The following is a 15,215-nucleotide window of genomic DNA, read 5'->3' on the forward strand; positions in this document are numbered from 1 at the left end:
ACTGTATCGGCTTTAATGAGTTGGTTTAACTTGTTGATTTTTTATTTTAACACCGTTTTTAACGGGTAAATGAATGACAAACCGCGTCAATTCATCATCAGAAGTGACGTAAATATAACCACCATGTAAACTAACAATACTCTGGGCAATTGCGAGTCCTAATCCAGTTCCCCCAGTGGCTTTTGAGCGGGATTCCTCAACCCGATAGAATCGCTCAAACACTTGACCGAGTGCGGCACGCGGAATTTTTTGGCCGTCGTTTTCAACGCTGATCACGACTTCATCATCGCTTACCGGGTTCACCCGTAAAGCGATGTGCTTACCACCTTCACCGTATTTCAACGCATTGGAAATTAAGTTATTAAAGACCCGGCCGAGCTTCTCGGCATCCGCTTCAATATGGACTGGTTCATCCGGCGTTTCAACACTGATCGACATGCCTTTCTCGCCAGCTTCTAATTCAAAACTAGCCGCGAGTTGTTCCATCATCTGGTCAACATCTAACGTCGCAATTGACAACGGTGTATCCGTTTGGCGCATCTTAGTGTAGACGAATAAATCATCCACTAATGACTTCATCTGTTTGGCCTTGCTAAAGGCTGTGTTGGTGTACTTAAGAATTTCTTCTTCGGAGTGATACTGGTGATCTTCAATCAGGCCAAGATAGCCAATAATCGACGTCAGTGGTGTCCGTAAATCGTGGCTGACGTTGGTGATCAGCTCATCCTTGGACTTTTCGATCCGACGTTCTTCATCAATTGACGCAATGACGGAATCCACCAGCGAATTGACAGAGGTCACGACCCGTTGTGTATCGCCTTTCAACGTGAAGGGAATGCGGTGGTCGAAATGACCATTGGCAATGTAATGCAGTTCCCCAATAATATGGCGCAACTGCATCTGATGATAACGCCGAATCAGACGCCAATAAACGACCCCAACATCAAATATCACCATTAAAACAATGAAAATATTCTCCCAGCTCCAGAGCTGATAATGCGTCGGGCCGATAAAGACTGAGCGCTTAATGATAAAAATGCCGTCTTGTAAGCCCGGATTAGTTTGGATCATTTCGTTCAAGATCACAATCACTGATAAGTTCACCAGTAACAGGATCACAACCGTAACGATTCCTTCCATTATCAAGGCACTTTTTTCTCGAGTGGTAAGTTTCACGTTTTCCTCCAACAAGTCCGCGTAAGCAAAAACTAGCTTAGTTACAAGCTTGCTCAGCCGTCCTCAAGCTCACTTGTAACTACGCTAAAATTAGTTCATAAATTCCGTATTAATGCGTTTCAATCTTATAGCCGACGCCCCAGACCGTCTGAATGACTTTTTCGCCACCAGTGGCTTCTTCAATCTTATCCCGCAAGTGAGACACGTGGACCATCACCGTTTTAGCTGAAACGATTGATTCTTGACGCCAGACCCGTTCGAAAATCTCATCGGCAGAAAAGACGCGGTTAGGATGGCTCGCCAATAAGTAAAGGATGCCAAACTCCAAAGCCGTCAAATTAACGAGCTTGCCGGCCAACGTCTTAACTTCATGAGAATCTTTGTTGATGGTCAGTGAGCCGATGTCTAACACGTCTGGTTTTTCTTCAGTCACGTGATCAGATGCCCGTCTAAGCAAGGATCTAACCCGAGCCATCACTTCCAATGGGTTAAATGGCTTCGTCACGTAATCGTCACCACCGCTGATTAGGCCTTGAATCTTATCCATGTCATCGGTCTTAGCCGATAAGATCAAGATTGGTAATTCGGAATCTTTCCGAACTTCCTTAATGACTTCGATCCCGTTCATTTCAGGCATCATGATATCCAAGATCATCAAGCCAATATCTGGCGTCGTGTGCAACTTAGTTAAGGCCTCACGCCCGTTATAAGCGGAGATTGGTTCGTAGCCCTCGTTCTTAATGTAAATCTCAAGTAATTGGGCAATTTCTTTATCGTCATCAACAACTAAAATTTTCATGTTATAAGTTCTCCTTATGTGCCGTCATATTAAATCATGCGTTAATTTACGCTAAATTACATGTGAAACTGCCATACCATTCAGGTAAAGCCTCAGGAGCAGTGCCCACCAATAAAGTATCGGGCCCGCTTAGGTCTATCTTAACAAAACTTAGCCAATCATTCATTATTAATCGTTTAACTTAAGGTTCTTGTTAGGAATTCAGAGTGAGTCTGATGGCAGTTAGTTCCCAGAGGATAGTCGAATAACCCATGTGACCTGTTTTTGGGTCATATGGGTTATTCGACTATCTGGCCGGGAGCTGCCATCATACTCACGTTTCAGCAACGCAGCCAAAAAAGTGCATCTATCAAAAACAAACGAAAGAGAAAAATCCCCAAAATCAGAAATTCACACTTTCGTTCGCTTCACTTCTGAGACCTAACCGAGTTTTGCTCCACTCTCAAAAAAACACGCCACACGACAGCAACCATTCACCATCGACCAGCGTGTTCATTATTCAATTCACTTCATTATTTGTAATTAGGCGCTGCCTTCGTTAATTGCACATCGTGTGGATGTGATTCAACTAAGCCGGCGTTTGAGATGCGCACGAACTGCGCATCGTTGATGAGGTCAGTGACGGTCTTGCACCCCGTGTAACCCATACCTGAACGGAGGCCACCAACCATTTGGAAGATGATATCGTCAACGCTACCCTTGTACTCAACGCGGGCTTCGATACCTTCGGGAACTAGCTTATCAGCTTCGTTCACCCCACCTTGGAAGTAACGGTCTGCAGAACCATGTGACATTGCGGCTAATGAACCCATGCCACGATATGTCTTGTACTTCTTACCGTTGTCTTCAAAAACTTCGCCAGGGGCTTCATCAGTCCCTGAAAGCATTGAACCAAGCATAACTGCGTTACCACCAGCGGCTAAGGCTTTAACGATATCGCCTGAATACTTGATACCACCATCAGCGATGATTGGTTTGTTGAATTCTTGGGCAACTTCAGCTGCGTCATAGATTGCAGTGAGTTGTGGGACACCAACACCAGCAACGACTCGAGTGGTACAAATTGAACCAGGACCGATACCAACTTTAACGACGTCAACGCCGGCTTCGAATAATGCCCGAGTACCGGCACCAGTTGCAACATTGCCGGCAATTAACGTTGCTGCTTGGAATTTTTCACGAATTTCAGCAATCTTACGTAAAACGCCAGCTGAGTGACCGTGGGCGGTGTCAATGATGATTGCATCAGCACCGGCGTCAAGTAAAGCTTCAGCACGTTCAAACGTGTCAGAAGTAACCCCAACAGCAGCGGCAACTAAGAGACGGCCTTGATCATCCACAGCGGCGTGCTTCGTATCAATTTTATCAGCAGCTAAAGCCTTCACCTTGGCCACTTCACCGGCTTGGGCTTCAACACTCATGTTCTTGTGAATGACACCTAAACCACCATTATTGGCCATGGCAATCGCCATGTTAGATTCCGTCACCGTGTCCATGCTGGCACTTAAAAATGGGACGTTTAATTTTAAATTATCTGCTAATTGGACCCTCAAATCGACATCATTTGGTAACACATGACTTTCTGCAGGTATCAGTAACACGTCATCAAAAGTAATCCCTTGCTTTGCAAACTTCGAATCCCAATTAGTAGTCATTGAAATAAACGCTCCCTTATTAATTTTTTTGTATTGTTTCGTAATATACCAGCCGTTTTCACAAAAAGCAAGTATTCTCATCAAACTGTTATTATTTTTGTTCGAATTCTAGTGCTTTTCCGGCAATTTTTAGCATAGTTTAGAATTTGTTCAAATACACTCTGAACAATTTAAATTAAAAGTTACCGAATCGTTCGTAATCTCATTTGAGATTAAAGCTGAAAAGGGATTCATTGACTGCATTCAACAGGCGAATGCTATCAACGAATCCCTTATCTAATTTAAGTTAACTTTTAACGACTAGCTGTAAAGAAGCCTTGTCGTAAATCCCAACGTCGCTTGACGAAGTATGACCCAAGCGCAGAAAGCGCCCCTAAAATAATTTGTGGCCATGCCGTTAAGACTGGGTTTAAGATGCTTGGCAGGAAGGCCATGACGTAGAACAGCAATAGCCATGCCACCATGAATAAGATTACCAACGGAATCCGAACCCAAAGCGAATACTTGTGCTCACGTTTGGAATCAAACAACCGCGGAATCATTGGCAAGGCCAACCCGGCAATCACTGCAGAGAAAATGATTGAAGTTAAACCAACTGGTTGGCTAGCCTTTTGCGTTGCTGGTGAGACCAGATACATGATACCAAACATCAAACTAAAGATCGTAAAGAACGTTAGACCGTTATAAAGCGCACTTGGCCAATAAGGGTCATCCGCACCAGCTGGTCGCTCAGGCCCTTCTACAATCTCTTTCACGCGTGCATTAACGTCGTTGCCGTATAAATTACGCGCCGTTTTACCGGTTTTTTGGGCCGCTTGAATTTCGGTGATCGTTGTCTGAATAATCTCAGACTTTTTCTCAGCCGTTAATTTCGACCCTTGTAAAGCTTGATTGAATCGGTACATGTACTCCGCGTTACGCTTCGTCAGGCCGATGTTATCGAACGCAGCCCGCTCATTTTTGGCCGTATTATGACGATCCTGATGAACGCCTGCGTTACGATTACGTTGTTGCGCATTCGCATTGCGCTTTTCGTTGTCGCTCAATTGGTAATCCTCCCTGGTTAGAGTGTGAAAAATAGCGGTTAATTCCCAGAGTATAAGTCGCTAACCCGGACGACCCTGAAACTGGGTCGTGTGGGTTAGTGACTTATACGGCCGGGAATTGCTATTTTTCACACGTTTCAGCTACATTAAAATCAAACCGCACTGACACATGTTACATAGACTAAACGTGCGATAAACGGCAAGGTCCGGCCATGTAAGCAACTGATTCAAATAGCCAAAATCCGGCTATCCGAATCAGTTGCTTACACTCTGGGCCTTAAACCCCGTTTATCTCACTCTACACATTAAACCTAAACTCCACAATATCCCCATCGTTCATCACGTAGTCTTTACCTTCTACGCGTAAACGACCAGCTTCTTTAACCGCCGCCTCGGACTCGTATTGATCTAGATCAGCAAAAGCCATGACTTCAGCACGAATGAACCCACGTTCAAAGTCAGAGTGAATAATGCCGGCTGCTTGAGGTGCTTTAGTGCCCTTCTTGAAGGTCCAAGCACGAGTTTCTTTACCGCCTGCAGTGAAGAAGGTCTGGAGACCTAACAGGTTGTATGAGGCCCGAATCAACCGGTTCAAGCCTGGTTCTTCAACACCTTCAGCTTCCAAGAAATCAGCTTTTTCATCGTCATCAAGTTGTGCAATTTCTTCTTCAGCCTCAGCAGCAACGGCAATTGCTTCCGCGCCTTCTTGAGCGGCGTAATCTTCAATTGTCTTAAAGTATTTTGAGCTCTCTGGGTCAGCCATGTCATCTTCAGCGATGTTGGCAACGTAAAGAACTGGCTTGCTAGTCAGCAAGAATAAACCTTTTACGATTGGTTGTTCATCTTCGTCAAAGTCGATTGTTCGAACGCCCTTACCGGCTTCAAGGACTGGCTTGATCTTTTCAAGAACCGCTAGTTCAGCCTTAGCTTCCTTATCGTTACCTTTGGCAGCCCGCTGTACCTTAGCCAACCGCTTGTCAACGGCTTCGAGATCAGACATGCCTAATTCAAGGTTAATCGTTTCGATATCATCAATTGGGTCGATTTTGCCTGAAACGTGCGTAATGTTGTCGTCGTCAAAGGCACGTACCACGTGCACGATGGCATCAACTTGACGAATGTTTTCAAGGAATTTGTTACCCAGACCTTCACCCTTGCTGGCACCCTTAACGATTCCGGCAATATCGGTAAATTCAAAGGTAGTTGGGACAACTTTCTTGGCTGGGATCAATTCTTGGATCCGGTCCAAACGATCATCTGGCACTTCAACCATCCCGACGTTTGGATCAATCGTGGCAAATGGGTAGTTAGCCATCTCGGCGCCTGCCTTGGTAATCGCGTTAAATAGGGTTGACTTACCAACGTTTGGTAAGCCGACGATTCCTGCTGTTAATGACATAGTACAGTCTCACTCTTCCTTTTTTAGTCAGTTTGTTGCTTTTTTTCAAGCACCTTTTTTAGTTTCTTTTCGAATTCACGTCGGCTGAGCATCACAATGTGACCGCAACCGGTACACTTGATTTTAATGTCGGCGCCCATTCGAATAATTTCCCAGCGGTTAACACCGCATGGGTGTGCCTTCTTCATTTCAACTAAGTCACCTAAATCGTACATCGTATCACTCCTTACTTGCCACCGCACGTTTAATCAAGGTGCACGTCTAAGATGTCCAAAATGCGGTTAAGGTCTTCATCTGACAAATACTCGATTTCAATCTTACCCTGACCGGCTTCCTTGGCTTCATTGATGGAAACCTGCGTGCCAAATTTTTCTTGTAACACATTTTCACCCGCACGAAGATAAGGTGACTTTTGCTTTGCGCGCTTCTTTGGTTTAGCTTCCGCCTGACCGTTCATTTTGTTGACGACGCCCTCTAGTGCACGCACCGTCATTTTACCGTCAGCAGCCTTATTTGCAAGACTAACCATCTGTGAACGATCCTTCAGTGACAATAGCGTTCTGGCTTGTCCCATTGAAAGGCGCTTTTTTTGCAACAAGTCTTTGACTTGCTTAGGCAAACCCAATAAACGTAAATAGTTGGCGATATATGGCCGACTCTTACCCAACCGTGATGATACTTCGGCCTGTGTCAGCTTTAGTTTACTCATCAGCATTTCGTAGGCTTCAGCCTCTTCGAGCGGAGTTAAGTCTTCACGCTGCAGGTTTTCCATGACAGCAATTTCCATCATCTGAGCTTCGGTAACTTCGCGAATAATCGCTGGAATGGTTTCATTTTTAACCAGCTTAGAAGCCCGGTAACGCCGCTCACCAGCTAAAATTTCATAACGCGCCACCTCTGGATCTGGCTGACGCAGGATGATGGGCTGGAAAACGCCAGACTTTTCAATCGAACGTGCAAGATCTTTGAGTGCCGTCTGGTCGAATTTTTGCCGTGGTTGATACGGATTAGGCCGAATCTGATCGAGCTTAACATCAATGACTGTTTCTACTTCTGGATCAACGCTATTATCCGCAAACAATGCTTCAATGCCGCGTCCTAATCCCTTATTATTTTTGTTTGCCATGGGCAGCTGCCACTTCCTTTGCAAGTTGCGTATAAACGAGAGCACCGGTTGACTTTGGATCATAATCCATAATTGGCAAACCATGACTTGGTGCCTCTGAAAGTCGCACGTTTCGTGGAATGATCGTTTCGTACACTTTATCTTTAAAGTACTTTTTAACTTCTTCGTTAACCTGTCTGCCCAAGTTGGTCCGGGCATCATACATCGTTAACAAAACACCCTCAATCTTAAGATCAGGGTTGAAGTGTTTGCGGACCAATTGAATCGTGTTAAGTAATTGGCTTAAGCCTTCAAGCGCGTAGTACTCACTTTGAACTGGAATCAAGATTGAGTTACTTGCGGTAAAGGCGTTAATCGTCAATAACCCAAGCGAAGGTGGACAATCCACCAAAATAAAATCGTATTGATCTGAAACAGCCTTAAGTGCGCCTAACAAACGCGTTTCCCGAGCAATTTGCGCGGTCAGCTCAATTTCAGCACCAGACAGTTGAATCGTAGCAGGTGCAATATCTAACCCCTTATGACTCGTATGTAAAATCACGTCGGTAATGGGCTCTTCGTTGACAAGCACATCGTAAATGTCTTTAGTGATTGCGGATTTGGCGATACCCACACCACTTGTTGCGTTCCCCTGTGCATCAATATCAACGATTAAGACCCGGTTGCCCAAATTAGCGAGACCGGCTCCTAAGTTAACACCCGTTGTGGTTTTACCAACGCCACCTTTTTGGTTCGCAAGCGCAATAATATCTGCCATCGGTTTTCTCACTCCTTTATGATTTTTTCATAATATCAATGATAATACGGTAACGGTCCGGATCGTCTTCTTCGGTCGTTTTGACATCTAAACCAGCGTTATTTACCATCTTCAGTGATTCTTTTATGGTATTAACCGCAATCCGGGTATCTGAAGACACTGAGCGAATCGTCGGCTTTGGCTTAGCCTTGGCTCGGCTACGCTGAATCAACCGCTCAGCATCTCTAACCGTTAAGTGATCGGAAATGATCCGCTTCAACAGTTTTTCTTGTTGCAATGGTGTTACCGCCAATAGTGCTCGGCCGTGACGTTCGCTGATCTCGTGATTTAAAATTGCCGTTTGAACTGGATCACTCAACTTCAACAAGCGTAACTTGTTCGCAATAAACGACTGACTTTTACCAACGTTTTTAGCCAATTGGCTTTGCGTCAGTTGGTTCAGTTTCATAAGCGCTTGATAGGCCTGCGCTTCTTCGATAGGCGATAATTCTTCACGTTGCAAGTTTTCAATCAGCGCTAATGACGCCGTTTCATCATCAGACATCGTCTGAATAATGGCCGCAACTTCCCGCCATTTTAACGACTTAACCGCCCGGAAGCGTCGTTCGCCAGCAATAATCTCATAATGATGTGGCTCATACTCTCGCACAACGATTGGTTGCAGTAGCCCATGTTCTGAAATGGTCTGAGCCAACTCAACGATTCCTCGCTCATCAAAAACCTGTCGAGGCTGAAACCGGTTCGGCACAATGGCATCAACAGGTACCATGACCACGTTTTGTTTCACTGTTTCGCTCTCAGTTTTATTGGCCTTATCCCGACCAAACAACGAAAACGCCATCACGACATCCCCTTTCTACCCATTACCAAGTGGTTCTTTATTAGGTGTACCGGCCTTGCGCGGATAGCGTTTTGGCGTTGGTTTCACCTTATCCACCACCACGATATGGCGTTCATCCCCTGACTCAGGTAATTCAAACGCCTGATCTAGCGCCAGCTTACCGCCCAATAGTGCGATTGCTTGGTTAGACTGTGTTAGTTCATTTTCGGTCTGTTGAGCCTTCAGTGCAATAAACTGCCCATGCAATTTGACCAATGGCAAGCAAAGTTCGCTTAACACACTCATCCGCGCCACGGCTCGTGCAGTTACGACATCGTAGGCTTCTCGATGTTCTGAGCGTTTACCGCCAAATTCTTCAGCTCTGGCATGGTATACCGCAACATCCGTCAGTCCCAGTTCATCAATTAAAGCCTTTAAAAAATTGATTCGTTTATTCAGCGAATCCACAATAGTGACCTTCAATTGCGGAAATAAAATCTTCAACGGCAGTGATGGAAATCCGGCACCAGCGCCCACGTCACAAAGCGTCAACGCTTCCGTCCGGAGTTCAGGCACGTAGAACGCCGGCGTAACCGAATCATAAAAGTGCTTCAGATAAACGTCTGGGCGATCTGTGATCGTGGTCAAGTTCAAGTGCTGGTTAGTTTCAACCAAGCGCTCAAAATATTGATTAAACTGTTCAAGCTGCGTTTGTGACAGGGTGATGCCCTGTTTCGCTAACGCAGCGGTAAATTGACTATCGTTCATGCCGATTCTCCTACTCCAATTCTGTGAAACAATGTGTTTCACATCCTGTTCTACTGTACCGTAATTAAAGGCAGGAAGCAAGACCCCGTAAGCCTTAATAATGAATCGTGAACCTTTACGATTGTCCACTTGCAAGCACTTACGGCCACTGTAACAATTACCCACCAATTTTCTGTTTTGTTCAACTCTAAAATTATACTAAATTTCCAGGTTGGACACTACTGGCTGACGTTAAAAAGTTATTTGACTTGCTTCAGTCACTCTAATTCCGATCGGTGATTTGTTTGTTGCTGTGAGAATTTTGTTGTGTACATTGTCAGTTGCGAATCTTACACACCCTATCCTGCCACTTTCACTCCGATCAGCGGGCTTTTTCGGTTGCTGTGGGACCGATTTCAGCCACTTGCGTGTCTTTCACCTCGATTATAAGCCTCACAAAAATCGTGAGGCTTATAAGCGTCCAGTCCTTGTAACCGCCAAAGGCGCTAACAAGGGCTTGTCACTGCAACCGAAAAAGCCCGCTGATCTCCGTTGTCGTTACGTTGAATCACCATGGATATGACAACGAAACACAATTGATTATTGCTATATCGCGCCGTTCAACTAAACTATAGTGCTAACATCATCCGAGACAGTGCCTATAAAACAATAGGTGCAAAACAAATTTAGCACATTTGGCGTCATTACAAGTTTAACAATCATTGCACCTAATACTACTGCAACCATACAATTCCTCGCTATGCACCTATTTTACAATAGGCACTGTACCAATGATTAAACTCATCTGCGTCACCGCAAACCCAGCCGGAGTGTCGTCAGTTCTTTCGGGTGCTGGTGGCAGTGAAAAATGTTGTTAGGTTAAAGTGAGGCACGGCACCATCGTGGCTTGCTTTAGCCTTACAACATTGGACGTCACTGAGACCTGCACTTTGGGCTCAGTGGCGAGGCGGAAAACGCGCAGCGGTTGAAGCTGGTCCCACAGCCACCAGGACCCGAAAGAACTGGCGGCCGGAGGAGGCCAGCCAAATCAATTAAAATCAAAAACCGATTCAAGCCCCTTACAGCCCGAATCGGTTTAATTTGTATAGTGGTATAAACAGCGTAACGCGTTAATTATTGATTGATTTTTGAAACTTCGTCCAAGAACCACTTGTTAAAGGCTTCATCGTCAATGTCAACACAAACTGACGTGTTGATCTTGCCATCGTGGTATGCGCCACGAATGTCACCAACTGTTTCGCCCATTGCAGGACCGTCCGTGACAACATCGACCCACATATCTTCAGTCTTAATGGCTTCTGGGTGAAGCAAGTAGAAGATCGTGTTCACATCGTGCACGGCACTACCAGCGTCTGACTGATCACCATCATGAATAATGATGTCATGCAGCATCTTACCAGTTTCGTTTAACTGTTCGAGCTTTTCAAGACTAGCTGGCGTCAACAAAGCCTTCATGGTAATGTCTAGGCCAACCATCACGATTGGAATACCTGCGTTGTAAACGATATTAGCAGCATGAGGATCAGTGAAGACGTTGAATTCAGCTGCACTGGTCATGTTGCCGTAGCCTAAAGTACCACCCATCGCAACGATGCGTTCGATGTGGTCCTTTACCTCAGGATATTCTGAGAATAACAGTGCAATGTTAGTGTATGAACCGGTTGGTACCAGCGTAATTTTTTCATCATTGGCCATGATTTCGTCGTGAAGTGCTTCAACCGCGGTCTTGTTTAATGGCTTTGGCAAATCCTCTGGAAAATCATAACCAGGCATCCCTGATTCACCATGGATACGGGCCGCATCTTCAAACGGCTTGATCAATGGTTGTTCAGCACCAGCTGCAACTGGAATGTCCGAATTGAAGAACCGTACGATCTTCAAAGCATTCTTAGTGGTTTTATCAACGGTCACATTACCGGCCACCGTGGTGATCAATTTCAGGTCAATTTGTGGGTCGTTGATTGCCATCGTTAAAGCAGCTGCGTCGTCGATACCTGGATCTGTATCCATGATAATTTTGATTGTCATAATAAAATAGCCTCCATACTAAACTAAGATTTTAAAGTAGAGCACTTAACACTAAATCAATGAGAAACAAACCGCCCAAAACATACATTGCTGGGCTGACGTTACGACCATCGCCTGACGCCAATCGTAAAATTGGGTAGAAGACGAAGCCAAATGCTAGTCCCGTTGAAATACTGTTGGTCAACGGAATCAACACAATGATCAAAAACGCTGGGAACCAGGCTGCAAAATCGTGCATATCGATACTGCCGATGGCTTCCATCATAATTGCACCCGTAATTACGATCACAGGTGCAATTGCAGCTTGCGGCACATAAGCCAACAATGGTACAAAGAACAACGAAATGCCAAACAAAACACCAGCCGTAATTGCCATCACACCGGTCCGGCCACCCGTTTCAATACCAGAAGCACTTTCGGCAGCCGCAACGGTTGGACTCGTCCCCAAAGCACCTGAAAGCAGAGCCGTAACAGAACTTGCCTGAAATGACTTTTTAAACTTCCGGTCATCTGGTAACACACCCTGTAGCAACCCCATTGACTCGAAGACCAAAATCATGGTCATCGAAAAGGCGGCGAGCACGAAGGGAATGGTCAACAGCTTCGAAAAATCACCATGCAGTAAAATCTGGTGATAATCTGCCAATCGCGACAGATGAACACTCACACTGTCATCGTCCTTAATACCGAGGAGGACGCCAATCGCACTGGTCACAACGATTCCAATTAGGAAGTTACCCGGCACGTTGCGCAAGTATAAAATAACACTCAGCAATATACCGAAAATTGCCAGTAATGGACCTGGCGTCGTCAAATTTCCAAGTACGATCAGTGAATTCTTACCAGCTACAATCAGGCCAGCTTTTTCAAGTCCAATTTCAACTAAGAAAAGACCAATCCCTGCCGTGATACCACTCTTCAAAGATTGCGGAATGGCTTCTGCTAGTAAATGGCTCAACTTAGTAAAGGCCACCAGTATATAGATAAAGCTGGCCACCATTGAAATTGCCACGGCCACTTGCCATGACAACCCCATTGTAGAGCATATTGTGTAGGTAAAGAAAGCGTTGACACCCATTCCCGGTGTTAAAATAATCGGTGCATTCGCGTAGAACCCCATAATCAAACAGCCAATCACTGAACTGATGATCGTGGCAAACACGCTCAAGTCAGTTGGAATACCAGCATCTTTGAGAATCATCGGGTTGACTAAGATGATATAAGAAATCGCAAAAAAACCGGTGAGCCCCGCAACAATTTCTTGCTTAAGGACCTTTTTATCCTGCCAGACTTGCTTGAGTGACATGTCGTTCTTTGCTACAATCTGTTGCACTTGTTTCATATAGAAAAATCCCTATCCTTTCGTCATCGCGACGTTTGTGATCGGGGTTGCATCTTCAAATTCATTTGAAGATGGGTTTCAGCCGGTATATGACCGGGGTCGACACCCTAAAACATCAACAGCCCAGACCGAAAGAATCCTCGATCTGGGCTGTTCGTGGTTATTAATTCATTATCAAGTTCTGTTCGATGACATAGTCTCAACTACCAAGTATTAACTATGCGAATCAATGATTACCAAACAAACAGCCCAACGATACCAGCTGATAAGAGTGATACTAAGATACCAGATAAGAGCATGTAACCAACGTTCTTAGAAATCAAGGCGTTTGATTCCTTGTCAGCCAAGCCCTTGAAGGCACCGATAATCATACCAGTGGTACTGAAGTTAGCAAATGAAGTCAAGAAGACCGTCAATTGTGCTTGATAGTGCGCACCGTACTTAGTTACATCGTGAATTGTTGGGGCAATCTTACCCATAACAACGAATTCGTTAGTAACCAGCTTGGTACCCATGTATTGCGCGAACTGGAACGCATCGTGAACATCGAGACCCATTAACCATGCGAATGGGAACATGATGATACCCAAGATGTGTTCAAGTGAGAGCCAAGGGTTGAAGAGGGCCAAAATCTTATCAATCAAAGCAGCTAAAGCAACGAAAGCGATAACGTTAGCGGCAATGATCAAGATCAAACGACCGGCACCCAAGATAGAATCACCCAAGAATGAGAAGAATGGTTCTTTCTTACCATCATCCATCTCAGCTTCTTCAGCAGCAGAAGCGCCACCAATTTTGGCAATGGTATCTTCTTCCTTCGTCACGTCGACTGGGTTCAAGATATTAGTGACCACGATTGCATTCAAAATGTTCAGTGGAATGGCAGTCAAAACGTAGTTACCTGGCACCATTTGAGTATAGGCACCGACAATGGAGGCAGTGATACATGACATCGACATCATGGCCAAGGTCACGTTACGTTCTGCACGCATCGTTTGAATTTGTAGACGTGAAACGGCTAAGGCTTCAGTGTTACCAAGGAACATCATTTCAACTGAGAAGAATGATTCGAACTTCGGTTGACCAGTAATTGCTGATAACCCACGGCCGATCCATTTGATGATCCATGGTAAGACGCCAATGTAAGTTAAGATATCAAACATTGGCACAATTAGCAGGATTGGTAGCAATGAACTCGTAACGAAGTTCATCGTCTTGGCAGTCCCACCGTAGTCGGCAGTTACCCAGTTAGGAAGTGCGAACACGATCCCTTGATAAGCAACCTGTACTAACCAGTTAAAGCCGTTGGCTGCAGCTTGCACTGCATCACGACCCCAAGAGAAACTGGTCAAGATCCAAGCAATCACAAGTGTCAATACCAGCACAATGGCTGTTGACTTCCAGTTGATTGCCTTCTTTTTCTTCGAGAATAGGAACGCGATCCCGAGATAAACTAAAACCCCAATAATGTTGACGATTAAGTACATCGACATTAAACTAAACCCTCTTTCTAAGATTTCGTTTGCGTCACCGTAATAACCCATATCACGGAAACGTTCACTTCTACATACAACGCGGTTAACGTCGATACTGTAGTCCTTAGATCGTTCATGCCGTCCGGTGTTTAGTCGCTTTGAAAACAGAATAATGGCACATACACTAGCGCTAAACACCCAACGTTATCAACTCACCCTTGGTTAACAGTACCGATTCGCCCTAATCATCGTTAACCAGATTGACCTACTTGCTTGACCACACATCAAGCGAATAAGGTCGTGACTAATTCTACCTTGTTTCATGAAAGCCGTAAACCAGAATTCCATGAAACTTTTTAGTGAAACGGTTTAACTTTCATTTGATTTTTCAAGTTTTTGAAAATAAATGAAAGAAGCCACTAATACAGCACATTCAAGGCAAAGAAAAAAAGGACTTACACTTGTTTCATCAACAGGTAAATCCTTTTACACAAAGAAGAAATGCCCATATTTCTTCAGTTGCCCCTGCCAAGGAACACTATTATATCATTTCTAAGTAAAATTAGCCCAAAAAATAAGACTCAAGGTTGATAGTTTGGATACTCAGCCTTAAGCCCTATGATGCTTTGGAAGAGACTTGGTTATTAAACCAATAGACCCGTTTCGTAAAAATTAAATTAATAGTCTATCGCCTCAAATACTTAATTTCTGATCAACTGCCGTAATTTATTCGTCATTCGTACGTTAGTTTCAATTACCGTTTAACCAGATGGTGAATCTAACACTTAAAACTTTAAACCTTTTGAATCTCATGACTTCGACTC

At 44.6% G+C, this 15,215-nt stretch carries 13 protein-coding genes; all 13 read right to left on the minus strand.

Annotation, left to right across the window (positions count from 1 at the left end; all coding sequences use genetic code 11):
- Window positions 1-12: 12 nt before the first annotated feature.
- Window positions 13-1,176, minus strand: coding sequence for a sensor histidine kinase (locus FD04_RS03615; RefSeq protein WP_056947080.1), 1,164 nt, complete (start codon window positions 1,174-1,176; stop codon window positions 13-15).
- Window positions 1,177-1,285: 109 nt separating this feature from the next.
- Window positions 1,286-1,975: a response regulator transcription factor CroR gene (croR, locus tag FD04_RS03620; RefSeq protein WP_056947083.1), complete on the minus strand. Its 690-nt coding sequence runs from the start codon at window positions 1,973-1,975 to the stop codon at window positions 1,286-1,288.
- A 512-nt stretch (window positions 1,976-2,487) separates the two neighbouring features.
- Window positions 2,488-3,630, minus strand: coding sequence for an IMP dehydrogenase (guaB, locus tag FD04_RS03625; RefSeq protein WP_054699290.1), 1,143 nt, complete (start codon window positions 3,628-3,630; stop codon window positions 2,488-2,490).
- Between the two features lie 293 nt (window positions 3,631-3,923).
- The gene (locus FD04_RS03630; RefSeq protein ID WP_056947086.1) at window positions 3,924-4,676 is read right to left on the minus strand and encodes a DUF1129 domain-containing protein; all 753 of its coding nucleotides are present in this window, start codon (window positions 4,674-4,676) and stop codon (window positions 3,924-3,926) included.
- Between the two features lie 298 nt (window positions 4,677-4,974).
- Window positions 4,975-6,075, minus strand: a complete 1,101-nt coding sequence (gene ychF / locus FD04_RS03635) for a redox-regulated ATPase YchF (RefSeq protein ID WP_056947089.1) — start codon at window positions 6,073-6,075, stop codon at window positions 4,975-4,977.
- Window positions 6,076-6,098: 23 nt separating this feature from the next.
- Window positions 6,099-6,290 carry a DUF951 domain-containing protein gene (locus FD04_RS03640; RefSeq protein ID WP_056947091.1) on the minus strand — a complete coding sequence of 64 codons (192 nt, stop codon included), beginning with the start codon at window positions 6,288-6,290 and terminating at the stop codon, window positions 6,099-6,101.
- A gap of 29 nt (window positions 6,291-6,319) precedes the next feature.
- Window positions 6,320-7,201, minus strand: coding sequence for a ParB/RepB/Spo0J family partition protein (locus FD04_RS03645; RefSeq protein WP_056947095.1), 882 nt, complete (start codon window positions 7,199-7,201; stop codon window positions 6,320-6,322).
- On the minus strand, window positions 7,185-7,958 hold the full coding sequence (locus FD04_RS03650) for a ParA family protein (RefSeq protein ID WP_056947097.1): 774 nt from the start codon (window positions 7,956-7,958) through the stop codon (window positions 7,185-7,187). Before FD04_RS03650 ends, FD04_RS03645 begins: the two co-directional genes overlap by 17 nt.
- Before the next feature lie 16 nt (window positions 7,959-7,974).
- Window positions 7,975-8,799, minus strand: a complete 825-nt coding sequence (noc, locus tag FD04_RS03655) for a nucleoid occlusion protein (RefSeq protein WP_056947100.1) — start codon at window positions 8,797-8,799, stop codon at window positions 7,975-7,977.
- A gap of 15 nt (window positions 8,800-8,814) precedes the next feature.
- Window positions 8,815-9,546, minus strand: coding sequence for a 16S rRNA (guanine(527)-N(7))-methyltransferase RsmG (gene rsmG / locus FD04_RS03660; RefSeq protein ID WP_054699286.1), 732 nt, complete (start codon window positions 9,544-9,546; stop codon window positions 8,815-8,817).
- Window positions 9,547-10,659: 1,113 nt separating this feature from the next.
- Window positions 10,660-11,574, minus strand: a complete 915-nt coding sequence (gene rihC, locus FD04_RS03665) for a ribonucleoside hydrolase RihC (protein ID WP_054699284.1) — start codon at window positions 11,572-11,574, stop codon at window positions 10,660-10,662.
- A 31-nt stretch (window positions 11,575-11,605) separates the two neighbouring features.
- Window positions 11,606-12,880: an NCS2 family permease gene (locus tag FD04_RS03670; protein ID WP_235805651.1), complete on the minus strand. Its 1,275-nt coding sequence runs from the start codon at window positions 12,878-12,880 to the stop codon at window positions 11,606-11,608.
- 269 nt (window positions 12,881-13,149) lie between these two features.
- Window positions 13,150-14,403 carry a NupC/NupG family nucleoside CNT transporter gene (locus FD04_RS03675; RefSeq protein WP_056947495.1) on the minus strand — a complete coding sequence of 418 codons (1,254 nt, stop codon included), beginning with the start codon at window positions 14,401-14,403 and terminating at the stop codon, window positions 13,150-13,152.
- Between the last annotated feature and the right edge of the window lie 812 nt (window positions 14,404-15,215).

The sequence above is a fragment of the Secundilactobacillus odoratitofui DSM 19909 = JCM 15043 genome (genome assembly GCF_001434895.1).
Lineage (GTDB): Bacteria > Bacillota > Bacilli > Lactobacillales > Lactobacillaceae > Secundilactobacillus > Secundilactobacillus odoratitofui.